The 24,577-nt window shown below is 61.3% G+C and carries 21 protein-coding genes and 1 pseudogene; 3 read left to right on the plus strand and 19 right to left on the minus strand.

What is annotated here, in order from left to right; genetic code table 11:
* Positions 1-4: 4 nt before the first annotated feature.
* From BLS87_RS06960 to hutU, 5 genes and pseudogenes are all read right to left on the minus strand, one after another.
* Positions 5-835, minus strand: coding sequence for a quaternary amine ABC transporter ATP-binding protein (locus BLS87_RS06960; protein WP_074751458.1), 831 nt, complete (start codon positions 833-835; stop codon positions 5-7).
* Positions 832-1,683, minus strand: a complete 852-nt coding sequence (locus tag BLS87_RS06965; protein ID WP_074751460.1) for an ABC transporter permease — start codon at positions 1,681-1,683, stop codon at positions 832-834. Before BLS87_RS06965 ends, BLS87_RS06960 begins: the two co-directional genes overlap by 4 nt.
* A gap of 158 nt (positions 1,684-1,841) precedes the next feature.
* Positions 1,842-1,952: pseudogene (locus tag BLS87_RS33650) on the minus strand (histidine ABC transporter substrate-binding protein); the annotation flags it as partial.
* Positions 1,953-2,017: 65 nt separating this feature from the next.
* The gene (locus BLS87_RS06970; RefSeq protein WP_074751462.1) at positions 2,018-3,487 is read right to left on the minus strand and encodes a purine-cytosine permease family protein; all 1,470 of its coding nucleotides are present in this window, start codon (positions 3,485-3,487) and stop codon (positions 2,018-2,020) included.
* A gap of 197 nt (positions 3,488-3,684) precedes the next feature.
* Positions 3,685-5,382 (minus strand): urocanate hydratase, encoded by a 1,698-nt coding sequence (gene hutU / locus BLS87_RS06975; RefSeq protein WP_074751464.1) that lies wholly within the window; start codon positions 5,380-5,382, stop codon positions 3,685-3,687.
* A 425-nt stretch (positions 5,383-5,807) separates the two neighbouring features.
* Here hutU and BLS87_RS06980 point away from each other — a divergent pair, with 425 nt between their 5' ends.
* Together BLS87_RS06980 and BLS87_RS06985 are read left to right on the plus strand one after the other, a co-directional pair.
* A complete protein-coding gene (locus tag BLS87_RS06980; RefSeq protein WP_074751466.1) occupies positions 5,808-6,392 on the plus strand; it encodes a sigma-70 family RNA polymerase sigma factor in 585 nt (194 codons plus the stop codon).
* The gene (locus BLS87_RS06985; RefSeq protein ID WP_074751468.1) at positions 6,389-7,030 is read left to right on the plus strand and encodes a DUF1109 domain-containing protein; all 642 of its coding nucleotides are present in this window, start codon (positions 6,389-6,391) and stop codon (positions 7,028-7,030) included. Before BLS87_RS06980 ends, BLS87_RS06985 begins: the two co-directional genes overlap by 4 nt.
* A gap of 59 nt (positions 7,031-7,089) precedes the next feature.
* Here the strand turns inward: BLS87_RS06985 and BLS87_RS06990 are convergent, their stop codons facing one another.
* The 7 genes from BLS87_RS06990 to hutC form a co-directional block, all read right to left on the minus strand.
* Entirely contained in the window at positions 7,090-7,836 is a 747-nt protein-coding gene (locus BLS87_RS06990; protein WP_074751470.1) for an anti-sigma factor, read from the minus strand.
* Between the two features lie 191 nt (positions 7,837-8,027).
* Positions 8,028-8,765, minus strand: coding sequence for an anti-sigma factor (locus tag BLS87_RS06995; protein ID WP_074751472.1), 738 nt, complete (start codon positions 8,763-8,765; stop codon positions 8,028-8,030).
* Positions 8,762-9,328 carry a sigma-70 family RNA polymerase sigma factor gene (locus BLS87_RS07000; protein ID WP_074751474.1) on the minus strand — a complete coding sequence of 189 codons (567 nt, stop codon included), beginning with the start codon at positions 9,326-9,328 and terminating at the stop codon, positions 8,762-8,764. The genes BLS87_RS06995 and BLS87_RS07000 overlap by 4 nt, the downstream gene beginning before the upstream one ends.
* Positions 9,329-9,429: 101 nt before the next feature.
* Complete coding sequence (locus tag BLS87_RS07005) at positions 9,430-9,960, minus strand: DUF3455 domain-containing protein (RefSeq protein ID WP_074751476.1); 531 nt, start codon at positions 9,958-9,960, stop codon at positions 9,430-9,432.
* A gap of 122 nt (positions 9,961-10,082) precedes the next feature.
* Complete coding sequence (gene nhaA / locus BLS87_RS07010) at positions 10,083-11,261, minus strand: Na+/H+ antiporter NhaA (protein WP_074751478.1); 1,179 nt, start codon at positions 11,259-11,261, stop codon at positions 10,083-10,085.
* 148 nt (positions 11,262-11,409) lie between these two features.
* Positions 11,410-12,003, minus strand: a complete 594-nt coding sequence (locus BLS87_RS07015) for a HutD/Ves family protein (RefSeq protein ID WP_074751480.1) — start codon at positions 12,001-12,003, stop codon at positions 11,410-11,412.
* Positions 12,000-12,710 (minus strand): histidine utilization repressor, encoded by a 711-nt coding sequence (gene hutC / locus BLS87_RS07020; RefSeq protein WP_167362044.1) that lies wholly within the window; start codon positions 12,708-12,710, stop codon positions 12,000-12,002. The genes BLS87_RS07015 and hutC overlap by 4 nt, the downstream gene beginning before the upstream one ends.
* A gap of 196 nt (positions 12,711-12,906) precedes the next feature.
* Here hutC and BLS87_RS07025 point away from each other — a divergent pair, with 196 nt between their 5' ends.
* Positions 12,907-14,271, plus strand: coding sequence for a formimidoylglutamate deiminase (locus tag BLS87_RS07025; RefSeq protein ID WP_074751483.1), 1,365 nt, complete (start codon positions 12,907-12,909; stop codon positions 14,269-14,271).
* 239 nt (positions 14,272-14,510) lie between these two features.
* On the opposite strand, the gene BLS87_RS07030 is transcribed toward BLS87_RS07025, so the two are convergent.
* The 7 genes from BLS87_RS07030 to BLS87_RS07060 form a co-directional block, all read right to left on the minus strand.
* On the minus strand, positions 14,511-15,056 hold the full coding sequence (locus tag BLS87_RS07030; RefSeq protein ID WP_244165815.1) for a lipocalin family protein: 546 nt from the start codon (positions 15,054-15,056) through the stop codon (positions 14,511-14,513).
* A 35-nt stretch (positions 15,057-15,091) separates the two neighbouring features.
* A complete protein-coding gene (locus tag BLS87_RS07035; protein WP_074751487.1) occupies positions 15,092-15,346 on the minus strand; it encodes a hypothetical protein in 255 nt (84 codons plus the stop codon).
* 255 nt (positions 15,347-15,601) lie between these two features.
* Entirely contained in the window at positions 15,602-16,204 is a 603-nt protein-coding gene (locus tag BLS87_RS07040) for a DUF924 family protein (protein WP_074751489.1), read from the minus strand.
* Positions 16,205-16,210: 6 nt separating this feature from the next.
* Complete coding sequence (locus BLS87_RS07045) at positions 16,211-17,221, minus strand: class 1 fructose-bisphosphatase (protein ID WP_074751491.1); 1,011 nt, start codon at positions 17,219-17,221, stop codon at positions 16,211-16,213.
* 199 nt (positions 17,222-17,420) lie between these two features.
* A complete protein-coding gene (locus BLS87_RS07050; protein WP_074752159.1) occupies positions 17,421-18,812 on the minus strand; it encodes a DUF3999 domain-containing protein in 1,392 nt (463 codons plus the stop codon).
* The gene (locus BLS87_RS07055; RefSeq protein WP_074751493.1) at positions 18,812-21,661 is read right to left on the minus strand and encodes a DUF2339 domain-containing protein; all 2,850 of its coding nucleotides are present in this window, start codon (positions 21,659-21,661) and stop codon (positions 18,812-18,814) included. Before BLS87_RS07055 ends, BLS87_RS07050 begins: the two co-directional genes overlap by 1 nt.
* Before the next feature lie 356 nt (positions 21,662-22,017).
* A complete protein-coding gene (locus BLS87_RS07060; protein ID WP_074751495.1) occupies positions 22,018-24,501 on the minus strand; it encodes a glycogen/starch/alpha-glucan phosphorylase in 2,484 nt (827 codons plus the stop codon).
* Positions 24,502-24,577 lie beyond the last annotated feature (76 nt).

Genomic DNA, 24,577 nt, shown 5'->3' on the forward strand with positions numbered 1-24,577 from the left:
GTCCTTAAAGGGTCGCCACGCGCCGCTGGACGAAACGATCAACGTAGTCGTCTGCAGGCGAGTAGAGGATTTCTTTCGGGGTTCCGACCTGAATCAACCGGCCGTCCTTGAGGATGGCGATGCGGTTGCCGATGCGCACGGCTTCGTCGAGGTCGTGGGTGATGAACACAATGGTTTTCTTCAGTGTCGATTGCAGTTCCAGCAACTGGTCCTGCATTTCGGCACGGATCAACGGGTCGAGCGCGCTGAAGGCTTCGTCCATGAGGAGGATGTCGGTGTCGGCCGCCAGTGCGCGGGCCAGTCCCACCCGCTGGCGCATGCCGCCGGACAGTTGATGCGGGTATTTCTTCTCATAGCCCTTCAGGCCCACGGTGGTGATCCAGTGTTGAGCGCGCTCGGCGCACTGCGCCTTGCTCTCCCCGCGCACGGTCAGGCCGTAGGCGACGTTGTCCATGACGGTCTTGTGCGGCAGCAGGCCGAAGCTCTGGAACACCATGCTGATCTTGTGCCGACGGAAGTTGCGCAGCGCGTCCATGTCGTAGGTCAGGATGTTCTCGCCGTCGACCAGGATTTCGCCACTGGTGGGGTCGATCAGACGATTGATGTGACGCACCAGTGTGGATTTGCCGGAGCCGGACAGGCCCATGATGACGAAGATCTCGCCACTGTCGATGGACAGCGACAGGTCGTTCACGCCGACCACGCAGCCGGTCTGCGCCAGCACCTCATCCTTGCTTAGATTTTGACGGACCATCGCCAGCGCATCCTTGGCGCGGTTGCCGAAGATCTTGTAGACGCTCTTGACCACGATCTTGTTGGGCTCAGCACTCATCATTTGCTCGCCTCATGCCGTGGACGGCCGTAGGCCTGCGTGATCCGGTCAATCACGACCGCCAGAATGACGATGGCCAGACCCGCTTCCAGGCCACGACCGACGTTGAGGGTCTGAATCCCTATCAGCACGTCTTCGCCCAGACCGCGTGCGCCGATCATCGAGGCGATCACCACCATCGACAGGGCCATCATGGTGGTCTGGTTGATCCCCGCCATGATGCTTGGCAGGGCCAGCGGCAGTTGCACGCCGAACAGTTGCTGCCAGCGGTTGGCGCCGAACGCGTTGATCGCTTCCATGACTTCGCCGTCCACCTGACGGATCCCCAGGTCGGTCAGACGAATCAGCGGCGGTGCGGCGTAGATCACGGTGGCGAAGATCGCCGGAACCTTGCCCAGTCCAAACAGCATCAGCACCGGAATCAGGTACACGAAGCTGGGCATGGTCTGCATGATGTCGAGCAGCGGCATCAGCACCGAGCGCAGGCGGTTGCTGCGAGCCGAAAGGATGCCCAACGGCACACCGATCAGCACCGATATGAACGTGGCGACCAGCATCAGCGCCAGGGTCTGCATCAGCTTGTCCCACAGCCCGACCGCGCCGACCAGGAACAGCAGGCCGATGATGATGACGGTCGTGGTGAGCTTGCGGGTCGCGTGCCAGGCGATGAGGCCGACGATTGCCAGCAACACCCACCACGGCGCCACGCGCAGCAGGCCTTCGAGTTTGACGATTGCCCACAGCAACGTGTCGGAGATGTGCCGGAACACGTCGCCGTACTGGGTGACCAGCTTGTCGACCCAGTCGTTGACCCAGTCGGCGATGGAGAACGTGAAGCTTTCGGGGAACATAAGCATGTCTCTATCTGTTAGGTGGTGCGGGCCCGTTGTCGGGTGCAGCGCTGTTCGTGTAGGGGCGCGCTTGCCCGCGAACGCAGTGTGTCAGGCGAAAAATTCATGTTTGACACACCGCCTTCGCGGGCAAGCGCGCTCCTACCGTAAGTTAGCCCTCAGCCTTGCAACGACGCATCGACCTTGTTCACAGGGTCTTCGCTGACCCACGGGTGCCAGACTTCAGGATGTTCCATGAGGAAGATCTCCGCCAGTTCTGGTGACCCGACAGCCGCGTGGACAGTGGGATTTCTGGTCATTCGTCGCGTTTCTAACAGATGTTCAGGTCAGTCGGTCAGTTCACCGCCGCGCGGGCCGGTGCAGCGTTATGGCTCGCCTGAGGCGTGTCCTGCTCGGTCGGCAGGATCAAACGGTCGGCGATCTTGCCGGGCCACTTCTTCGCCACGACGTAATACAGCGCAGCAGGCACCACCAGACCGATGATCCACGAGATATCGGTATCGTCCAGGCTGGCCACCAGCGGGCCGGTGTAGAAATGGGTGGAGATGAACGGCATTTGAATCATCACGCCGAGCACGTAGATGCCAATGCCGATCCAGTTCCAGCGACCGTAACGGCCATCCGGGTTGGAAAGCGCCGGGATGTCGTAACGTTCTTTGGTGATGCAATAGAAGTCGACGAGGTTGATCGCGCTCCACGGTGTGAAGAACGCCAGCAGGAACAGGATGAACGCCGAGAAATCCTTGAGGAACGAGTCCTTGCCCAACAGCGCCAGCGCGGTGGCGATGCCGACCATCGCAAAGATGTAGGTCAGGCGCAGTGCGCTGGAGATGTGGCGATTGCCACGGAAGCCGCTGACGATGGTGGCGATCGACATGAAACTGCCGTAAGCGTTGAGCGTGGTGATGGTCACTTTGCCGAAGGCGATGCTGAAATACAGCGCCGCCGCGACAGCGCCTGTGCCGCCCAGGCCGACGATGTACGAGACCTCATGGTGGGCGAAGTTCTTGCCGGCCAGCGCCGCGGCGAACACGCCGAACACCATGGACGCCTGCGCACCGATCACAGCCCCCAGGCCAACAGCCCAGAACGTTTTGCTCGCCGAGGTGCTGCGCGGCAGGTAGCGCGAATAGTCAGCGACGTACGGGCCGAACGCGATCTGCCAGGAGGCCGAGAGGGAAATCGCCAGCAGGAAGCTACTCAGCGAAAAGTGTTTGTTGCCCAGCAGCGCGCCGACGTCGTTACCGGCCAGCAGGGCGCCGAACAGGTAGATGAACGCGATCACGCCGATGACGCTGGCGACCCGGCCGATCATGTGGATGACCCGGTAGCCGAAGATGGTCAGGACGACGATGGCGGCGGCGAAGATCACGATGCCTTGCCAGTCGGGAACCTGAATCAGTTGAGCGACGGCTTGCCCGGCCAGCAACGAGCCGCTGGCGGAAAAACCGATGTACATGAGGCACACCAGCACCAACGGGATCACGGCCCCGTAGACGCCGAATTGCACCCGACTGGAAATCATTTGTGGCAGGCCCAGTTTCGGACCTTGCGCCGCGTGCAGCGCCATGACGCCACCGCCCAGCAACTGACCGACGAACAGCCCGATCAGCGACCAGAACACATCGCCGCCCAGCACCACGGCCAGAGCCCCGGTAACGATCGCGGTGATCTGCAGGTTGGCGCCCAGCCACAGGGTGAATTGACTGAACAGACGGCCATGTCTTTCCGCGTCAGGGATGTAGTCGATCGAACGCTTTTCGATCACGGAAGAGGGTGCAGCGCGATCATCTGGAACAGCCATCTGAAACATCCTCAAAAGTCTGGGCAGGACATCAAGTAAAACTGTGCGAACCACGGAGGACTCATTGCTGAACCCGGTTCCTGTGGGAGCGAATTCATTCGCGATTGGCCGGTACAGCCGAAAGGTTTCCATCGGCTGTACGATTTTTCGCGAATGAATTCGCTCCCACAGGTGTTGCGTACACCCGTGGGGCTTTATCAGTTATTGATCATCGGCAGGTTCAGGCCCTGCTCTTTGGCGCAGTCGATCGCGATCTGGTAGCCCGCGTCGGCGTGGCGCATGACGCCGGTCGCCGGGTCGTTGTGCAGCACGCGGGCAATGCGCTCGGCCGCTTCGTCGGTGCCGTCACAGACGATGACCATGCCGGAGTGTTGGGAGAAACCCATGCCGACGCCGCCACCGTGGTGCAGCGATACCCAGGTCGCGCCGCTCGCGGTATTGAGCAGGGCGTTGAGCAGTGGCCAGTCGGACACCGCGTCCGAGCCGTCCTGCATGGATTCGGTTTCACGGTTCGGGCTGGCGACCGAGCCGGAGTCCAGGTGGTCACGACCGATCACGACCGGTGCCGACAGCTCACCGCTGCGAACCATTTCGTTGAACGCCAGGCCCAGCTTGGCGCGCTGGCCCAGACCGACCCAGCAAATACGGGCCGGCAGACCCTGGAAGCTGATGCGCTCGCGCGCCATGTCCAGCCAGTTGTGCAGGTGCGCGTCGTCCGGGATCAGCTCCTTGACCTTCGCGTCGGTCTTGTAGATGTCTTCCGGATTGCCCGACAGTGCGGCCCAGCGGAACGGACCGATGCCACGGCAGAACAGCGGGCGGATGTACGCAGGGACGAAACCCGGGAAGTCGAACGCGTTGCTTACGCCTTCTTCTTTGGCCATCTGACGGATGTTGTTGCCGTAGTCGAAGGTCGGGATGCCTTGTTTCTGGAACGCCAGCATCGCTTCAACGTGTCTGGCCATCGACTGTTTGGCGGCTTTGACCACAGCGGCCGGTTCGGTCGCGGCGCGGTCGCGGTACTGTTCCCAGGTCCAGCCGGCTGGCAGGTAGCCATTGAGCGGGTCGTGGGCGCTGGTCTGGTCGGTGACCATGTCCGGGCGCACGCCCCGCTTGACCAGCTCGGGAAGGATTTCAGCCGCATTGCCCAGCAGCGCGATGGAGATCGCCTTGCCTTCGGCGGTGTACTTGGCGATACGGGCCAATGCGTCGTCGAGGTCATTGGCCTGCTCGTCGACGTAACGGCTTTTCAGACGGAAATCGATGCGGCTCTGCTGGCACTCGATGTTCAGCGAGCACGCGCCGGCCAATGTCGCGGCCAGTGGCTGTGCGCCGCCCATGCCGCCCAGGCCTGCGGTCAGTACCCACTTGCCTTTCAGGCTGCCGTTGTAATGCTGGCGACCGGCTTCTACGAACGTTTCGTAAGTGCCCTGAACGATGCCCTGGCTGCCGATGTAGATCCAGCTGCCGGCAGTCATCTGGCCGTACATGGCCAGGCCTTTGGCGTCCAGTTCGTTGAAGTGTTCCCAGCTCGCCCAGTGCGGAACCAGGTTAGAGTTGGCGATCAGCACACGAGGGGCGTTGCTGTGGGTCTTGAACACACCGACCGGCTTGCCGGATTGCACCAGCAGGGTCTCATCGTCGTTCAGGTGGGTCAGGCTTTCGACGATTTTGTCGTAGCACTCCCAGTTACGCGCTGCGCGACCGATACCGCCGTAGACCACCAGTTCGTTCGGGTTCTCGGCGACTTCCGGATCGAGGTTGTTCATCAACATCCGCAACGGCGCTTCGGTCAGCCAGCTCTTGGCGGTCAGTTGGGTACCACGGGCGGCGCGGATTTCCACGTCGCGGCGTTTGGTCCATTGCTGAGCTGGGGTTTTGTTGTCAGTAGTCACGTCACAATCCTCGATGATCAATCCGGCCCAGGCACTGGGCTGACGGTGCCTGTGTCGAACAGGCGGAATATGGGTTTAGCAGATCGGGTGCCGCAGTCGGTGTTTCGAAGCGGGGCACTGCCGGTACTCTTGCATACTCATATTTACTTGTACATACAAGCATATGCAACCAAGGGGCCAACTCGTCGATTGCTTGAGTTAAAACACCGCAAAGCTGCGTCTGCTCTGGCCTGAGCTAGATTGAGAGGCTGCAGAGGTTGCAGGCCGCAGCGTTACTCGCCGGGCACAATTGTTACTTTTGGGGGCGCGTGCTCTGCGACAGTGCAATCGGTAACAGAAAGTTGAATTGTTTCTGGCGGCCATTCGGCATCTACTGCGCCAGCTTTCATAAAAATATTTCACCGCAGGTGTAACCAGGGCGAGCGATGGACCGAACTACTGATCACGCTGCGCACAATGCGGCTTTGCGCAACCGGGAGATGCACCTGAAATCGCTGTTCGTGGCGGGGCAGGACGGGGATGGGCGTGCGTACCGAACATTCCTCTCGGAGTTGAGTACCCATTTGCGCGGGTATTTGAGAGGACGGCTGCAGCGGCAGCCAGGTGAAATCGAGGATCTGCTTCAGGAAGTGTTGCTGGCCGTCCACAATGGCCGCCACACGTACCGCTCGGATCAGCCTCTGACCGCCTGGGTATTCGCCATTGCCCGTTATAAACTCACCGACTTTTTTCGCGCCCGATCACGGGGCGATGTGTTCAACGACTCGCTGGACGACACGGCCGAACTGTTCGCCGAACCCGAGCTTGAGCCTGCTCAGGCCAGTCGCGATCTGAGCAAGCTGCTCAGTGAGCTGCCTGATCGTCAGCGTTTGCCGATCATGCACGTGAAGCTGGAAGGGCTGTCGGTGACCGAAACAGCGAAAGTGACGGGGCTTTCCGAATCCGCCGTCAAGATTGGCGTGCATCGCGGCCTCAAGGCGCTGGCGGCGCGCATACGAGGTACACGATGAAAACAGATGACCTGATTTCGATGCTCGCAGGCGGTGTCGCCCCGGTGGATCGTGGGCTGCTTGCCAAGCGTTTCAGCCTGGCCGTGGTCCTTGCTGCGCTGGGTTCGCTGCTGCTGATGCTGGCTGTTTTTGGCGTTCGGCCTGATTTGCCGGTCATGACCCGAACCCCGTTGTTCTGGGGCAAGGTCGCGTTGCCGCTGTGTCTGGCCATCGGTTCGCTGTGGATGGTTACGCGTCTGGCCAGGCCAGGCATGAGCGCAGGCTCGGGCCGCTGGGTGGTCAGTGCCGGTGTGCTGGTTGTCTGGCTGGCGGGGCTGTATGCCTTGCTTCAGGCTGAGCCGGACACGCGAGTGGCCATGATTTTCGGCAAAACCTGGCGCACCTGTGCGTTCAACATCACGCTTCTGGCGATCCCCGGTTTTATCTCGATCTTCTGGGCGTTGCGCGGCATGGCCCCGACCCGACTGGGCCTGGCGGGCGCGTGCGGCGGGTTGCTTGCCGGGTCTCTGGCGACCATCGCCTATTGCCTTCATTGCCCGGAGATGGAAATCCCGTTCTGGGGCGTGTGGTATCTGCTGGGATTGTTGCTGTCCACCGCGATCGGCGCGCTGATCGGGCCACGTGTGTTGAGGTGGTAGTCAGGCCGGTATCCAGCCTGTGAGCGCCCATTCAACGGTTACGTGCCCAAGGGATCGTCTTAACCCGCCTTGACCGTCCGCCCCGCGAACTGGATAGGCCCGCTCGGCTTGTTGGTCGGCGAGCCTCCGGCTTTCTCCAGCGACAGTTCGAACAGTTGATTGGATTGCAGCGGCGGCAGCCGGTCGCTGGGCACTTTCAGCGTTTGCCCGGGCGCGACGAGCCCCAGCGAGATCGGGCCTTCCCAATCATCGGCCTGGGTCCAGAACTGCAGCACCTTGCCCGGCGGCACATCGGAGGTGTCCACAGGCACAAGCTCTATTCCGCGCAGGTTGCTGGCCTGAACCACCCAGCCGGGGTGGTTGCTGTCTGGCGTTGACAGCACCGACAGGTACGCCGATGCGGGCGGAGTCGGAACTTGCCCAAGCAGTTGCGTGGTCAGTATCACCGAAACCGCCAGGCCGAGGCCGGCCAGCATGCGCCACAAGCCGGCGTTGTCCCAGGTGCTGGTGCGGCGTTTCTTGCGCGGGGACTTCCCCGCCTTCGTGGCAAACGGCAGCCCACCCAGGTTACGTTCGATGCGCTGCCACAGGCGAGGAGAGGGCATGGGCGGTTCGGGCGGTTCGGCCATTTCGGTCAGCGTCAGCAGCCGCGACCGCCAGCCGTCTATGGCTTTGCGCAGCGCTTCGTCATGCAGCAAGCGTTGCTGCACTTGCGCTCGCTGCTGGGCGCTCAGGGTTCCCAGTACGTACTCACCGGCGAGGGTCTGTACGTCCATTTCAGGAATCTTGTCTTGTTTTTCACTCATCCAAGCCACTCCCGCAGCGCAGCAGGCCCGCGCTCAATGCAGGCTTTGACCGTGCCCGACGGCGCACCGAAGACGCGTGCGATTGCTGATGAGAATAACCGCCGGCGCATTCCTGAAACACACTGTTACGACGCACGGGGACGATTTTTCAGCATCTGCCCGCTGATGTCAGCGGCTTCATGCGAGCACCTTCAGATGACCTTGACCGCGCGCCCGATGAACTGAATTGGCCCTGTTGGCTTATTGATCGGCGAGCCCGTGGATTTTTCGAGGGTCAGCTCAAACAACTGGTTGGGTTGCAGGGGAGGCAAGGAGTCCAGTGGCACACTCAGCACTTCGCCGGGTTTGACCAGGCCGAGAGAGACGGGACCTTGCCAGTCGTCGGCCTTGGTCCAGAACTGCAGCGCCTTGTCATCGGGTATGGATGTTTCACTCAATGGAATCAGCTGAATATCACGGCTATTGTTGGCCTGAATCACCCAGCCAGGCGCCTTGTCCTGAGGGGCGACGAGCACCACCAGATAAGAAGGCAGCGGTTTGACGGGCTGCTGGGTCACCAGCACTGCCGCCAAGACGACCGAAGCGGCGATGCCGAACCCGGCCACGCTGCGCCACAGATTGAGGCTGTCCCACCAGCGTGTGACTCGGCCGCGTTGTGCGGTTGCCTGCCTCTCGGGTGCTGCTGACAGCGCGTCGAGGGACTGCTCGATCCGGTTCCAGAGTGAGGCGTGCGGAGTAACAGGCTCTGCCAGGTCAGTGAGCGACAGCAGGCGGATTTCCCAATCGTCCACCGCCTTGCGCAAGTCGGCCTCCCGTTCCAGGCGCTTCTGAACCTGTGCGCGCTGCTGCGCGTCAAGGGTGCCCAGTACGTACTCACCGGCCAGAGAGTCGATGTCGTGATCGGGCGGGGTGGCTGGTTTTTCGTTCATCCGATGCACTCCCGCAACGAGGCCAGGCTGCGTTTGATCCAGGCTTTCACCGTGCCCAGCGGCGCCCCCAGTTTCTGTGCAATCTGCTGATGAGAGTAACCGTCCACGTAGGCATGAAAAATACAGTTGCGGCGCACCGGCTCCAATTGTTCAAGGCAGGTGTAGACCCGCCCCGGGTTCACTCGCCAATCGAATGCGTCGCCCATCTCCTGCCAACCTTCAAGCGTTGTCTGAACGTGACTGTCGCTATCGCTGTCATCGTCCATCGACACTTCCCGCGCGCGGTTGCGCACGCTGTTGAGCGCCAGGTGCCGCGCCACGGTAAACATCCAGCCTCGAGCGCTGCCACGTGTGGCGTCAAAGCTGGCAGCGCCGCTCCAGATCTTGATGAACGCGTCGTGCACGATGTCTTCCGCGCGTGCACGATCGTTCACGATCCGTTGCACCACGCCGAGCAAGCGAGGGCTTTCCTGTTCGTAAAGTCGTTGCAGCGCCGACCGCTCACCGCGGGCGCAGGCATGCAACGCTGCTTCGTAGTCAAAGGGTGTCTGAAGTGCGGACAAATTGATCAGCCATGAAAAAATACGCCGTCCACGAACCTGATTCGGGGCTCCTGCGCAGGAGCATAGACCACTTCCTGCGCAGGATACGGAATCGCCAGCGATCAGTTACTGGCCCAGAAAATGTAGTCAGCCTGGTACTTCACCACTTCCTTGGCGCCTTTGCTGGCTTGCGTGCAACCGCTGGAAGGCGCAACGCCACCTTTGAGCGCGACGCGCTGGATGTAGGTCACGCCGGTCATGGCGCCTTTGCCTTCTGCAGGATTGGCTTTGACCAACTGGTAAGGAAGGTTGCCTGCGCCGGAGGGTGCAACGGCCAATTGGGTGCCGGTTACTTTCGAGCCGTCTTTGGCTTCCCAGGTCGCTGGCGGACCGAAGTAGCTGCCGACCTGCTTGCCACTGCGGTCATTGAGGACCGCTTTGGGGCCTACGAATACCCATTCCGTTTCCGTGGCACTGTTGGCTTTGGCTTTGCACTCGTAGGTGATTTCGCCGACGCCTGTCGTTTGCATGCTGACTTTATGGCCGTCAGGGACTTTGATGCTGTCGGGCAGGTCGGCTTGGGCAAACACAGAGGTGACACAGGCCAGGGTGAGGGTGCTGGTGGCCAGTCGCAGGCAGTTTTTAGCATTCATCGCAGTTTCTCCTGGAGGGTATTCCGTTCGGCAGCACGTGCTGCTGTCTGTACTACCCGCCAGAAGAACGACTGGATGCAGCGGATTAAAAATATTCTTCCGCTAACCGAATGTCCGGTTGCTCAAGGTCGACACAGGCGGCTGCGCAGCAACAGCACGCCCACCACCGCCGACAGAATCGAACCTATCAGAACGCCCACTTTCACCTCATCGATCAAATGCGGTGCGCCAGGGAACGCCAGGTTGCCGATGAACAGGCTCATGGTGAAGCCGATGCCGCACAGCAACGCCACGCCGTACATCTGCATCCAGTTGCTGCCTTCAGGCAACGTGGCCAGCCCTGAGCGAATCGCCAGCGCTGCGGCGACGAACACACCGATCTGCTTGCCGACGAACAGCCCAAGCGCGACGCCGAGCGGTACCGGATCGACCAGATTGGCCAAGGTGATGCCGGACAGCGACACGCCAGCGTTGGCGAACCCGAACACGGGCACTACGGCGAACGCGACCCAGTAGTGCATTTTTTCTTCGAGGAACAGCAGCGGCGAACGCGCTTCTTCCTGACGCGTCCCCAGCGGTATGCACAGTGCCAGCGCGACGCCGGCCAGCGTCGCGTGTACGCCAGACTGCAAAACGAAGAACCACAGGAGCAGACCCAGCAGCAGATACGGCAGCAGGCGCTGCACGCCCATGCGGTTCATGATGATGAGGACCGCCAGTGTGGCGAAGGAGGCGCCGAGCATCGGCAGGTTCAGGCCGGTGCTGTAGAACAGCGCAATGATGGTGACGGCGCCGAGATCATCAAGAATGGCCAGCGCAGCCAGAAAGACCTTCAGCGACGTGGGAACACGTTTACCCAGCAGCGACAACACGCCCAGAGCGAACGCAATGTCAGTGGCCGCTGGAATGGCCCAGCCACTCAGCGTCTCGGCGTTTCCCCTGTTGATAGCGACGTAGATCAGCGCGGGTATCAGCATGCCGCCTACCGCCGCGAACCCGGGCAGGGCGCGCTGCCCCCAGCTGGCCAGGCCGCCGGCCAGCACTTCGCGCTTGATTTCCATCCCGACCATCAGAAAGAAGATCGCCATCAGACCATCGTTGATCCACAACTCGATCGACAACCCGCCCCACACGCTGTGCAGCGCGGCGAAGTAGAGAGAGGCCATGGGCGAGTTTGCGACGATGATCGCCGCGAGCGCCGCACCCATCAACACGATGCCGCCAGCGGATTCCGACGCGAGGAAGCTGGCTAGAATGGCGAGGGCTCGCGGGCTTTCTTTCTGGTTGTTGAGCGTCGTCATTGGCGTCCCTGTGCAGGTGAAAAAGAACGCAAATTAACACAGGTAGCCGGGTTTCTTTATGTAGGAGCGCGCTTGCCCGCGATTCAGCCGACACGGATATTCATCTGCACCGCGTCATCGTTCATCGCGGGCAAGCGCGCGCCTACAATCAGATCGCAGCCAGTTCGATCACGCAGCAGCGGCTTGCGCGCGGTGCGTAGAGCACGACTTCCAGCAACGAGCCCTCGGCGTTATCCAGTTGCAGGCAGTCATGGCGTTCGAGCAGTTGCGGCGGGTGTTCGCCGACGTTGGCCGCCATCTGTTCGGCAGCGCTGAACACCAGAAAGACGTTGGCCGAACTGAAGAAGCGTTGAGGCTGCAGCACGTCGATCCATTGCAGGCGCGCGCGGTAGCGGGTGGGCGAGTAGATCAGGTTGAAATCGCGAATCGGCCCGTCCAGCAAGGTGCAGGACACTTGGCTGTCGCCGCTGAAGGCAAACGGATCGGACACCAGCAATGGCTCGCTGTCCTTGCCGTCGATGTTCAGCGTCATGCCGGCGCCTTGGAGCACCGTGATGATGCGCAAGTAACCGGCAAACACCGAAAACCCGCCGGATTCACCGATGTCGGCAATCGACAGTCGCCAGCCGAAACCGTCCAGCCCTTCACCTGAATCTCGGGTGATTTCCTCGGTGCTGCCGCCGCCGTTTTTCCAGGGCATGCGCGGGTAATCGGTGGCGCGCAGAACAGTCAGTCGGGTCATTTGCTGAAGCGTCCTTCCAAGCGGTGGCGGGAGCCGGGGTGAATCAGGCGCGCGGCGGTCACCGGCTGACGACCCGACCAGGTGCGACGACGCACCAGCAGGCACGGTTCGCCTTTCTCGATTTGCAGCAGCTTGCACTCGTCAGGCTCGGCGAGGATGGCTTCAACCACATGCTCGCCTTCCGTCAGCGGAGCCACCTGATTGAGGTACGCGTACGGCGTCTGCAGGGTGAAGTCCTGTTGAAGGTAATCCGGCGCGACCAGTGCATTGACGAAACGGTCTTCGATCTGCACGGGAATGTCATTTTCGAAATGCACGATCAACGAATGAAACACGCGCTGACCTTCGCGCATGTCCAGCGCCAATGCGCGCTCGGAGCCCGCCGCTTCTTCGCAGAGGATGATCACCTGGCAGGTGTGCGTGTGGCCGCGCGCCGCGATTTCATCGGCGATGTTGTGGACCTCGAACAGCGCAGACTGTGTCTTGGGTTCGGCGACGAACGTACCGACGCCTTGCATGCGCACGAGCATCCCCTCGGCGGTCATCTCGCGCAGGGCGCGGTTGATGGTCATGCGGCTGAAGCCCAGTTGCGTCACCAGCTCGCTTTCGGACGGCACGCGATGATGCGGCGGCCAGGTTCCGTTTTGAATCTGCTGGGTGATCATTTGCTTCACCCTGGCGTACAACGGCGCCGGACTGTCACCCATCTGGGCGGCCAGCGGCGAATTGGCAGGCGGAGTCGGCACAGAAAAATCCTTGTTATGGCGTAAAAGTCGGAGGCAAATGGCGTTGTATGGCGCTCACGCTAACCATTTACTCGTTTAACGACAAGCTTGCCGCAGTTTACCGGGCAGGCAAACGTCTGTATATGTATAGACAATTTCACGCAAGGGGTGCGAAGCCATGTCCGTTTTCTTTGCCGAACGAGCGTTATTGCCCGCAGGCTGGGCCAATGATGTGCGTTTTGAGGTCAGCGCCGAGGGTGTTTTGACTCACGTCCAGGCCGATGCCGAGCGTCATGGCGCTGAGCTGATCAACGGTCCTGTGGTGCCGGGCATGCCTAATCTGCATTCCCATGCCTTTCAGCGCGCGATGGCGGGTCTTGCGGAAGTGGCGGGCAACCCGAACGACAGCTTCTGGACCTGGCGTGACCTGATGTATCGCCTTGTCGGGCAGATCAGCCCGGAGCAACTGGGCGTCATCGCGCGTCAGTTGTACATCGAGATGCTCAAGGGCGGTTTTACCTCGGTGGCGGAGTTTCATTACGTTCATCAGGACACCAGCGGCAAGCCGTACGCGAACCCGGCGGAGTTGGCGTTGCAGGTCAGTCAGGCCGCCGCTTCTGTCGGCATTGGCATGACGCTCTTGCCCGTGCTGTACACGCATTCAGGGTTTGGCGGGCTGGCACCCAACGAAGGCCAGCGTCGGTTCATCAACAGCACGGACCGCTACCTCGATCTGCAATCACGCTTGAAACCTCTCATCGATGCACAACCGGCGCAGGCGCTGGGTCTGTGTTTCCACTCGCTGCGCGCGGTCACGCCGCAACAGATCAGCGATGTGCTGGCGGCCAGCAACACGCAGTGCCCGGTTCATATCCATATTGCCGAACAGCAAAAAGAAGTCGACGACTGCCTGGCCTGGAGCGGGCGTCGCCCGTTGCAATGGCTGTACGACAATGTGGCGGTCGATGAGCGCTGGTGCCTGGTGCACGCGACCCATGCCGAAGCCGATGAAGTCGCCTCGATGGCCAAAAGCGGTGCAGTGGCCGGCTTGTGCCTGACGACTGAAGCCAACCTGGGCGACGGTATCTTCCCGGCTGTCGATTACATCGCTCAGGGCGGACGCTGGGGCATTGGATCGGACAGCCATGTTTCGTTGAGTGTGGTTGAGGAGCTGCGTTGGCTGGAATATGGCCAGCGTCTACGCGATCAACGTCGTAACCGTCTGTATCGACCGGATCAGCCAATGGTAGGTCGCACGCTGTATGACGCTGCGCTGGTGGGCGGGGCTCAGGCGATGGGGCAGCCGACGGGTGCGCTGGAAGTGGGCAAACGCGCGGATTGGTTGGTCCTCGATGGCAACGATCCATACCTGGCCACTGCTTCGGGTGACGCGATCCTCAACCGCTGGCTGTTCGCGGGCAGTGACCGGCAGATACAGGACGTGATGGTCAATGGTCGCTGGGTAATCCGCGAAGGTCGGCACGCCGATGAAGCCGAGAGCAGCCGAGCGTTTGCGCAGGTATTGCGGGAGTTGTTGGGCTGAGTCGCTGGCTTGCGGAAGGTGAATACCTGTAGGAGCGCGCTTGGTCTGGGCCGCATCCTGACGATTGCGGTGGGTCATCTAACATTTTCGCCACTGACCCACCGCGTTCGCTGCCCTCGTAACCTCGGACGTCTCCTACAGGGATGGGGGCGTCAGAGGCAAGTGCGTCAGGCATCGAATCGGTGGCCGGCTTGCTGGCGAAAACGTCAGATCAGGCGCGCTCCTACACGGAAGCGACGCTATTCAGCCACCTTGGCGATCTTCGAATCCTCCACCCGCCAGATCAACCGGGTGGTGTCATAGCCCTGCTGTTGGGCCTTCATCAGCAGGTCATTGCGGGTCTTGTCATCGACATGCGCCGTACGCGACAGCAGCCACAGGTACTTGCGGTTCGGGTTGCCCACGATTGCCAGCTTGTAATCGTCGCTGACGTCGAGCACCCAGTAGTTGCCTTTCGCGACGCCGGGCAGCAGCCTTGAGAACCAGTTATCGAACACGACCCAGAGCTTGTCGGTCTTGCCCTCGACCTGAGGCGACGCGGTGCCCGTGGCTTCCTCCCACTTGCCTTCCATCGTTCGGCAGCGGTTGGTCACGGCAATGTTGCCGTCAGGTTTGAGCGCGTAGTGCGCCTCGGATTGCGCGCAGTTGCGCTGAAAAAACATCGGCAGGCGCGCCAGTTCGTACCACGTGCCCTGATAACGTTTGAGGTCAACATGGCCTTCAGTTCTCGGCGCCATCGACTCTCCGGGTGTCGACGCGCACGCGGTCAGCCACAACGTTGCCATCGCCAGTGCACTTGCGCGGATCATGCGTGAGATAGTCATTTGAGCCCCTGACCCGAATACAGTACGACTTTGTCAGCGGCGTATTGAACGCTGATGAACGTCTTTTGATCGCCCCAGGTGCAGCTCGCCATCCCCAATGCGCCCGAGCACTCGTTCGGGCTGCCGAGCAATTGCTCGATTTCGGCCTTGGACATGCCCGCCGATATTTTCGAATAGTTTTCCTGATTGATCTTGCTGCAGGCGGCCAGCAGCACGCAGAACGACAGCAACATGAGAGAGCGCAAAGACATGGGTGAAGCTCCTGAACCGAGAGGGGGCGACGTCGCAGTGGTACGCCTTGGGCGCACTCACTGGCGTGATGCCGAAAGCTTAGAAGAGAAAAGGGTGGATCTGGTTCCGTGAGAGGAATAACAAGGTGTGGAACGCGTGCATTCCCTCTGTGGGAGCGAATTCATTCGCGATGCGGTAGGGCATTCAACACAGGTGCATCGGCTGTAGCGGCCAATCGCGAATGAATTCGCTCCCACGGTGGGTTTGTGTCGTCATCAAAACCGCGACCCACGCTCCTTCAGAAACGCCACTTCTTCAGCCGTGGGCTCACGCCCCAGCACCTCATTGCGATGCGGAAAGCGGCCAAACCGTTCGATCACCCCGCGGTGCTTCTTCGCGTAATTCAGCGTCTGGGTGAAGTAGTCGCGGTCGGTCGCGGGCAGTAACGGGAGAAGGTCGGCGAAGCGGCGGATGGCTTCGTCCTGAGCGTCCAGTTGCTCGGTGTGTTCGAGCACCAGATAGATAAAGGTGCGTTGTATCGGCGTCAGCGCCAGATCGCGCTCGAGCTTCAGGCCATGTTTGACCAGCGCCTGAGCACGGCTGTCGCCTGCATAAGACTTGGGTGTATCGCGATAAATCATGCGCGGCAGTTGATCGAGCAACAGCACCAGCGCCAGCCAGCCCTGCGGGGTTTCCGTCCATGCGGACAGCTCACCCTTGAGTGCCAGCTCGACCAGTCCACCGAAGCGGTGCAACGCGTCGGTGTCCTGGGACTTCTTCTTGCCGAACCAGAGCTTGTTTTTTGCCTTGGCGATGTCGGCGGGTGATTCGGCAAAACCGAACCACCAGTCCAACAGCGGCAGCCAAGGCGCGCTCATGATGGCTTACTCTTTGTGGTACGAGGTCGCGCGTTCAACTTCTTCTTTCGAACCCAGGAACACCGCTACGCGCTGGTGCAGGCCTTCGGGCTGAATGTCGAGAATGCGTTGATGGCCGTCGGTGGACGCGCCGCCCGCCTGTTCCACCAGGAACGACATCGGGTTGGCTTCGTACATCAGACGCAGTTTGCCCGGCTTGGACGGCTCGCGAGCATCGCGCGGGTACATGAACAGGCCGCCACGGGTCAGGATGCGGTGCACGTCGGCAACCATGGCTGCAACCCAACGCATGTTGTAGTTCTTTTTCAGCGGGCCTTCTTCACCGGCCAGCAGTTCTTCGACGTAGCGCTTGACCGGGGCTTCCCAGTGGCGCTGGTTGGACATGTTGACGGCGAATTCCTGAGTGGACTCTGGAATCTTGATGTCTTCATGGCTCAGGACGAAGCTGCCCATCTCGCGGTCCAGGGTGAAGCCTTTGACGCCGTCACCCAGCGTCAGTACCAGCATGGTCTGCGGGCCGTAGATCGCGTAACCGGCGGCCACCTGTTGGGTGCCCGGCTGCAGGAAGGCTTTTTCGTTCAGGGCCTCGTTCTGGCTCAGGTATTCGTTAGGGCAACGCAATACCGAGAAGATGGTGCCGACCGGGGCGTTGATGTCGATGTTTGACGAACCGTCGAGCGGGTCGAACACCAGCAGGTAGGCGCCCTTCGGGTATTTGCCCGGAATCTGGTAGGCGTTGTCCATTTCTTCCGACGCCATGCCGGCCAGGTGACCGCCCCATTCGTTGGCTTCGAGCAGGATTTCGTTGGACATCACGTCCAGCTTCTTCTGCACTTCACCTTGAACGTTTTCAGTACCCATGCTGCCCAGCACGCCACCCAGGGCGCCTTTGGATACTGCGTGGCTGATTTCCTTGCACGCACGCGCCACCACTTCGATAAGGAAGCGCAGATCGGCAGGAGTGTTGTTGCTGCGGGTCTGCTCAATCAGATAGCGACTCAGGGTAACGCGGGACATGGAGAGCTCCGAAGAAGGGGATAAAAAACGCGCACAGTTTAACGCGTGTAACGACTTAATACTGCCTGTCAGACCGACTTGGTAGTGATTGAGTTCACGGGCTACAGAATCGTAAACGCTGCACAGTGACAAGACGGTGTACATTCCCCGCGCTTTTCGAGGTGCGGGATCGGTTCAGCCAGCGGGACAACACCGATCGTTATTTAAGCCGGGATGTGCGGAGCGTGCCAATCGCCATCCAGCCCAGAAAAATCACACCGAGCACCAGTACACCCCACAGCCCTATGCGTTTCCAGTCAGGCCCCGCCGCCAGCGGCGCCGCAACCGTGGGGACCGAGACGGGCGTTACCGAAAGCTTTGCGCTGCCCAGCGCCGCAAGCTTCTCGGGCGTCCCCCCCGGCACCAGGGTCGACAATGGCAAGTTGGCGCCCTTTATCGTCGCGTTGCCAATGGCGAGGCTGTAAGGCGGGGCGCCACGGGCGAGGAACACCAACTGCGTGGCGCGTACCGCGAAGCTTAGCGTGGGTGCGTCGTTGCCCAGACCGCCGCCTCGATCGTCGACCTCCAGCTTCAGTTGCTGCACGACATTGCCCGGCAACTCCATCTCGTCCTGCACCACGTCCTGACCATTCTGGGTCAGCCGATAGAGCAGGCCGCTGTCGATCAGTTGCCACGGCGCGGTGTTGTCGCGGCGTCCATACAGGGTCGCAGGCGCAAGACTGTTGGGCTGCGCGATGGCGACTTTCATGCGCTCGAGCGGCAGGGCGACCGGCAATTGCCAGACATACACGCCCGGCTTCTCGACGCTGCCGTTGATGCTCGGCGACCAACTGAGCGGCATGACACCGGGGCGCGTGCTGATCAGTTGCGCGGACGTGAGCGTCGGGGCGGTTTGTGGCGTGGTCCACAACAGGCGCAGGTAACGGGCATTACGCCCCGGCAAGGTCACGACGCGCTGCTCGACCAACTCGTCGGCAAACGACAGCCGCGCCACTTGGCCTTCGCCCCAGCGCCTCCAGTGCTGAAGGTCGTCACTGGCCTCGATGCTGAACCGCTGGAAGCCTTCGCGTTCGGTGCTCCAGTCGAGCACGAGTCGGTCCAGCGGCCCGTGGATGGCGCTGGTGTCGAGCAACCAACCCCGAAGGATTTCTTCACCGGCCTCGATTTCGCCCTGAGGCAGCACCTCCACCAGCGTGCCCGTGGTCGTGCGCTCGACCCGAATCTTTGGCTCGGCATCCTTGGCGTCATCGCTGTTGTAGAGCGCAAACCACTTCACCGCGACCGGCGTCTGGTCTTCTTCACGCGCAGGCTGACTGAACGTCAGCGCGTAGGGTTGGGCCTGGCCATCAGCATTGAATACCCGCACATCGTTGAGGTTGCTTTGACGCGCATTCAGCTGCAGCGCCAACGGCAATTCGAGCCGATACCACGGGCCCTCACCGCTGAGGGTGAGCGGCGTATGGTGGGTGAAGTCGTCGGGGAGATCTTCAGTCTGAACCTGGGCGTGTGCCAGCGGCGCCGCGGACAGCAATACACTGAGCACGGCGCTCGTGATGAGGGACAGACGAATCAACGGCGGGCTCCTGGGCATCATTGCGGTGCCGAATCCGGAGGTGCAGCGTCGGTTGAAGACGGACTGCGTGCAGGGCTTTTCGGCGGTAATGGTGCGAAATATCCCACTACGAGCAACAGAATGCCAACGCCGATAAACGACACGATGCGCTCAAGCCCGCCCCGGTTGCTCAGCTCGACGAAGAATAATTTGGCGACCACGACGCCGATCAACACCGCGCCGACGATCCACATGTCGCGGCGTGCGCGCAGGTGACCGCCGATCATCAGCGTCAGCGCCATCAAGGTCCAGACGATGGAAAGGCCCGCCTGTACGCGCATGGATTCAAGCAGCGCGTCGGTGTGCCAGGCAACGCCCGCCCAGTGATGGGCGCCGCGCATGACCATGGCGGTGACCAACGCGAAGATCGACGCGCCTGCAATGATCAGTGCGACCTTGCGCGCATGCGCTGCGCTGACCCCCAACTTCGGGAGTTGCGTGCGGGTCCAGTTGAAAATGGCGGCGAGGGAGATGAGCAACCCAAGCTCAAGCGGGTTGATCAACGGGATGTACGGCAGTGGGTCGGCGTTGCCATCGCTGAACACGTTGGCCAGCCAGAACCACACCAGCATCAGCAGTGCGAGCGGCGCGGCGGCCCAGACCCGGTATTCGCGGGGGTATGCACCGACCGGCCAAGGCCAGTTGCGTGGAGCGGTCATGGCCAACAGGTACAGGCTTGGCAGCAGTGCCCAGCCTAGCCAGCGCCAAGCGTTGTACGACTCCGACAGCACCAGCAATCCATAACGCAGTTCAAGGGAGAGCACGCTGATCATCAACCAGCAGCCCACGACATGCGCGGCGCTGCGCAGGCGCGGGAGCAACAGGCGGTCGAGACGTTTCAGAGACAGGAAATGGGCGACGAACACTGCGAGCCAGCCCAGCCACCCGCCATCGTCCGCCGGGTTGAAATACGGATTGAACAGCATCAAGCCCAGAAGCACAGCACTGGCCGGGGTCAGTAAAACGCAGAGCTGAGCCAGTCCGGCCCATTTCAGACGCAGCGAGACGACAGTCCACATACCCACGCTGACAGCGCCGAGCAGTAGCAGCGTTGGCACTTCCCGCTCGCCGGTAACGTAATGGGTGCTGACGCACAGCGCAATCGCCCACCACAACGCGCCCCAGATCAGCAATGACGGCTGGAGAAACCGCTCGCTGAACGCCAGGCGCAGGGTGCCAATCCGCTCGACCGTAAAGGCGCTGATCAACGCCGCCAGAGAAATGATCAAGGGCGTCCAGAAGTCTCCATGGTTGAAGCTCGGTGAGTACCAGCGCCCGACAACCCCCAGGAACGCAAACCCGGCCCCAAGCTGCAGCAGCACGCCAAAGAAACGCGCCAGCAACCGGTTCTGTCGCATGCCGAGCCAGAACACAGCAGCGCCTTCGACGGCCCAGGCCACCGTGGTCCATTGCGCGCTCAGGCCCAAGGGAATCGCCAACGTGGCAAACACGACGCCCAGCGCCAGGCAGGTTTCCACCAACAGCAGCGCGCGCCCTGGCGCACGGCCCGCGAGCACCCGCGCGATACCCATATATAAGAGGCCCATGACCAGCGCGCTGAAGGCGGCGCCGAACTCAATGTGCTGGATGATTGCGTATTGCAGGCCAAACCCTGCGATGGGCGTACCGAACAGCAGGCTGCCATCGACGTATTGGCTCTGCTTCGCCGACCAGCGCAGCATGGCTTCCCGGCTGTCGTCTTCAGGGCCGGTACTGTGTGCCTGCAACGTGCGCCGGGCGAACAACAGCCCGATCGCCAGGTACATCAGGAAGAACAGAATCAGGAACGGTTCGGTGCTCCAGAAAAGCGCTGGCGTGTAGGCCTTCAATCCCCAGGCGAGTCCGATACCGAAGGTGCCGACGAAGCCGATCAGGTTCAGCGGACGCCAGGCTTTGAACCACGCGATGGCGAAGATGCCCGCGTTGAGCAGTGCGAAATAACTGAACAGCGCAACATGGCTGCCGTCCCCGGTGGACGTCAGCAACGGCGCCACGAAACCTCCGAGCGCTGCCACGCAGGCCAGGGCCAGGGAGTTCTGCGTCAGCGCCAGGATTGCCGAGAACGCGGTCACCGCGATCAGCAGTCCAAAGGCCATGCCGGGGGCCAGCAACGTGTGGACTTTCATGGCGGCGAACACCGTCAGGTACATCACCGCCACGCCCGTGCCTTGCAGCATTAATGCAAAGGACGCATTTCTCTGTCGCAGCCACCAGCCCAGACCCAGCAATACCAGGGCGGCGAGCGCGACGCCGGCGTAACGCGCTTCGATCGGCACAACCATTCCTTCGGTGGCGTAGCGCAACAGGAACGCCAGGCCGAGAAACAGCAACACCACGCCGACACGCAACACCGTATTGCCGCCCAACAGCCAGTCTTTGGCGCGCAGCAGCGTGCTGTCGAACACAGTGGGTTCGGCGCGAACGGGCGGTTTGGCGGCCGGGCGAACGGGTTGCGCGGCGTCGGGCGGTTTGCGCCATTCGGAGTCGCCGGGGAGGTCGGGCGTTGCGGGTTCCAGGTCCGGCAGGTCCCAGAGCAGTTCAGGTCCGGCGTCGGCGATGGGCTGAATGTCCAGCGGCGCGGGGGCGGGTGTATCCGGCATCTGCGCGGCGGCTGAATCGAGCTGATTCAGGCGTTGCTGGATCGCTTGCAAGTCTGATCGGGTTTTCGCCAGTTCGGCCTTCTGCTCGGCCGCTTCGCGGGACACCGAGGACAGACGGAAGCTCAAGCCAAGTGCCAAGCCGACCGCTGCACCCACGGCGCCGCCTGTCAGCGACTCATCGAGCACCGCGCCGATAAACAGGCCAGCCAGCAAAAGAATCCATTGCACGCGACGACATCCCTTCTCGGCCGGTGACCGGCGATGGCGAGAAGTATATCGGGCGCAGGGGAAGAGGAAACAATTTGTGTCGGGTACTGAGGCTCCTACAGGGTATCTTTTGCGTTCGCGAACGTGGTGATCGACAGAGATTCTGTAGGAGCGAGGCTTGTCTCTGGGCCGCATCCGGACGATCGGCCGCGAAGCGGTCGTCAAATCGGTGAACGCGATATGTCAGGCGTACCGCATTCACCCAATGTGCTGTTGCTGCGCAACAGATCGCGGGACAAGCCACGCTCCTACAGGTATCTGCGTCGTTCGCCGATGCAGGAATCGGCACCAGTCAATGTAGGAGCGCTTGCAGGCTATTAATCCAGCGCCTTCCAGATCTCGTTGGCATACTCGCGAATGGTCCGGTCCGAGGAGAACCAGCCCATGCGCGCGGTGTTGAGCACCGCCGAGCGCCACCATTCTTTCGCGTCGTGCCAGCGTGCCTCCACTCTCGCTTGCGCTGCCCAGTACGACTCGAAGTCCGCACAGACGAAGAAGCGGTCGTAGCTGATCAATTGCTCGATCAAACCGACATAGCGATACGGATCATCCGGCGAGAACACGCCGCCACGAATCGCCTGCAACACGTCGTTCAGGCGCGCGGACGATGCAATGTCGTTGTGGGCATTGAATTCACCGGCATGTTTGCGCGCTTCGACTTCTTGCGCGGTCATGCCGAAGATGAACATATGCTCCAGCCCGACCTGCTCACTCATCTCCACGTTGGCGCCATCCAGGGTGCCGATGGTCAACGCGCCGTTAAGGCCGAACTTCATGTTACTGGTGCCCGAGGCCTCCAGGCCCGCTGTGGAAATCTGCTCCGACAGGTCGGCCGCCGGGATGATGCTTTCCGCCAGACTCACGTTGTAGTTGGGGATGAACACCACTTTCAGCCGACCGCGCAAGGTCGGGTCGTTGTTGACCGTCCGTGCGATGTCGTTGGCCAGCTTGATGATCAGTTTGGCCGAGTGATAACTGGCCGCGGCCTTGCCCGCGAAGATCTTCACGCGGGGCACCCAGTTGGTGCTCGGGTCGGCGCGCATGGCCTGATACAGCGCCACCGTGTGGAACAGGTTGAGCAACTGGCGTTTGTACTCGTGAATCCGTTTGACCTGCACGTCGAACATCGCTTCAGGATTGAGGGTGATCCCCATGCGGTCCTGAATGATCGCCGCCAAAGCCTGCTTACTGTGCAACCGCTGCGCCGCGAACTCCTTCTGGAAGGAAGGCTTGTCGGCCAGCGGTTCCAGTTTCAGCAGCGCGGTTTCGTGATTGTCGAGCACCTGCTCGCCCAACTCCTTGACCAACATCGCCGTCAGCTTCGGGTTGGACTGGAACAGCCAGCGGCGGAAGGTGATGCCGTTGGTTTTGTTGTTGATGCGGTCTGGGTAGAGCTTGTGCAGTTGCGCGAAAACGGTCTTGCGCATCAGCTGCGTGTGCAGCGCCGACACACCGTTGATGCTGTGTGAACCGATGAACGCCAGGTTACCCATGCGCACGCGGCGGCCGTTCTCTTCCTCAATCAGAGAAACGGCGCGCAGCAGGCCGAACAGGTCAGGATCGTCCTTGTGCTTCAGGCGCACATCGTCGATGTGCTGCGCGTTGATCATGTAGATGATCTGCATGTGGCGCGGCAGCATCCGCTCCATCAGCCCGACCGACCAGGTTTCCAGCGCTTCGGGCAGCAGGGTGTGGTTAGTGTAGGCGAGGGTGCCAACCGTGATGCGCCAGGCTTCGTCCCACTCCACGTCGTACAGGTCGATGAGGATGCGCATCAGCTCCGCCACGGCGATCGACGGGTGCGTGTCATTCATCTGGATGGCGGCGTGTTCCGGCAGGCTGTTGATGGTGTAGCCCATGTTCTTGTGGCGGCGCAGCAGGTCTTGCAGCGAGGCCGACACAAAGAAGTATTCCTGGCGCAGACGCAGTTCCTGGCCGGCTTCGGTGCTGTCGTTCGGGTAAAGGACGCGCGAGATACTTTCGGCGCGGACAACCTCGGCCACGGCGCCGACGTGGTCACCGGCGTTGAAGCGTTCAAGGTGAAGGTCTTCCACCGCACGTGCACGCCACAAACGGAGGGTGTTCACGGCCTTGCCACGCCAGCCCACGACCGGCGTGTCATAGGCAATCGCCCGCACGGTTTCGCCTGCATGCCATACCTGACGGGTTTCACCCGAGGCGTCCAGCACGGGGTTTCCGGTCACATCAAGCACAGGCTGCACGCTGCCGCCAAAGCCGATCTGGTAGATCACTTCGGGGCGTTCGAACTCCCACGGGTTACCGAAATCCAGCCAGTTCTCGGTCTGTTCCTGTTGCCAGCCGTCGACGATCGCCTGACGGAACAGACCGTGCTCATAGCGAATGCCATAGCCATGGCCGGCGATGCCCAGGGTCGACATGCTCTCCATGAAGCAGGCCGCCAGCCGGCCCAGACCGCCGTTGCCCAGTGCAGCATCGGGTTCCAGCGTGCGTATGTTGTCCAGATCGACATTCAAGCCCTTGAGGGCTTCGCGGGCAATTTCCATGATGCCCAGGTTGCTCAGGCTGTCGAACATCAGACGCCCGATCAGGAACTCGAGCGAGAGGTAATACACACGCTTCCTTTCCTGCTTATAGATGTAGCGCGTGTGGTTCATCCAGCGCTCTGCCATCTTGTCGCGAGTCGCCAGGGCGATGGCCATGAACCAGTCATGGTCGAATGCATGGGCGGCGTCCTTGCCTACGGCATACTCGAGTTTGTTCAGCACAGCTTCACGAAAGGCTGCCACTTCAGCGTCACGAACGTTGGGTTCCGGAGACATCGGGTACGACCTCAAGTTGGTTGGACGATTAAATGGGGTTGATTGACTGTAGGGCGTGTCATGGGTTATTTCCTGC

Source organism: Pseudomonas abietaniphila (genome assembly GCF_900100795.1).
GTDB classification, from domain to species: domain Bacteria; phylum Pseudomonadota; class Gammaproteobacteria; order Pseudomonadales; family Pseudomonadaceae; genus Aquipseudomonas; species Aquipseudomonas abietaniphila.

Coding starts and splice junctions, on each gene's coding strand:
- BLS87_RS06980 (WP_074751466.1), top strand. CDS start 5,808: ATGGACCGAACTACTGATCACGCTGCGCACAATGCGGCTTTGCGCAAC.
- hutC (WP_167362044.1), bottom strand. CDS start 12,710: ATGGGTGACAGTCCGGCGCCGTTGTACGCCAGGGTGAAGCAAATGATC.
- BLS87_RS07060 (WP_074751495.1), bottom strand. CDS start 24,501: ATGTCTCCGGAACCCAACGTTCGTGACGCTGAAGTGGCAGCCTTTCGT.
- nhaA (WP_074751478.1), bottom strand. CDS start 11,261: ATGACGACGCTCAACAACCAGAAAGAAAGCCCGCGAGCCCTCGCCATT.
- BLS87_RS07035 (WP_074751487.1), bottom strand. CDS start 15,346: ATGTCTTTGCGCTCTCTCATGTTGCTGTCGTTCTGCGTGCTGCTGGCC.
- BLS87_RS06985 (WP_074751468.1), top strand. CDS start 6,389: ATGAAAACAGATGACCTGATTTCGATGCTCGCAGGCGGTGTCGCCCCG.
- BLS87_RS07050 (WP_074752159.1), bottom strand. CDS start 18,812: ATGCCCAGGAGCCCGCCGTTGATTCGTCTGTCCCTCATCACGAGCGCC.
- BLS87_RS06965 (WP_074751460.1), bottom strand. CDS start 1,683: ATGTTCCCCGAAAGCTTCACGTTCTCCATCGCCGACTGGGTCAACGAC.
- BLS87_RS07030 (WP_244165815.1), bottom strand. CDS start 15,056: ATGGCAACGTTGTGGCTGACCGCGTGCGCGTCGACACCCGGAGAGTCG.
- BLS87_RS06995 (WP_074751472.1), bottom strand. CDS start 8,765: ATGAACGAAAAACCAGCCACCCCGCCCGATCACGACATCGACTCTCTG.
- BLS87_RS07015 (WP_074751480.1), bottom strand. CDS start 12,003: ATGACCCGACTGACTGTTCTGCGCGCCACCGATTACCCGCGCATGCCC.
- BLS87_RS06960 (WP_074751458.1), bottom strand. CDS start 835: ATGATGAGTGCTGAGCCCAACAAGATCGTGGTCAAGAGCGTCTACAAG.
- BLS87_RS07025 (WP_074751483.1), top strand. CDS start 12,907: ATGTCCGTTTTCTTTGCCGAACGAGCGTTATTGCCCGCAGGCTGGGCC.
- BLS87_RS06990 (WP_074751470.1), bottom strand. CDS start 7,836: ATGAGTGAAAAACAAGACAAGATTCCTGAAATGGACGTACAGACCCTC.
- BLS87_RS07005 (WP_074751476.1), bottom strand. CDS start 9,960: ATGAATGCTAAAAACTGCCTGCGACTGGCCACCAGCACCCTCACCCTG.
- BLS87_RS07040 (WP_074751489.1), bottom strand. CDS start 16,204: ATGAGCGCGCCTTGGCTGCCGCTGTTGGACTGGTGGTTCGGTTTTGCC.
- BLS87_RS07045 (WP_074751491.1), bottom strand. CDS start 17,221: ATGTCCCGCGTTACCCTGAGTCGCTATCTGATTGAGCAGACCCGCAGC.
- BLS87_RS06970 (WP_074751462.1), bottom strand. CDS start 3,487: ATGGCTGTTCCAGATGATCGCGCTGCACCCTCTTCCGTGATCGAAAAG.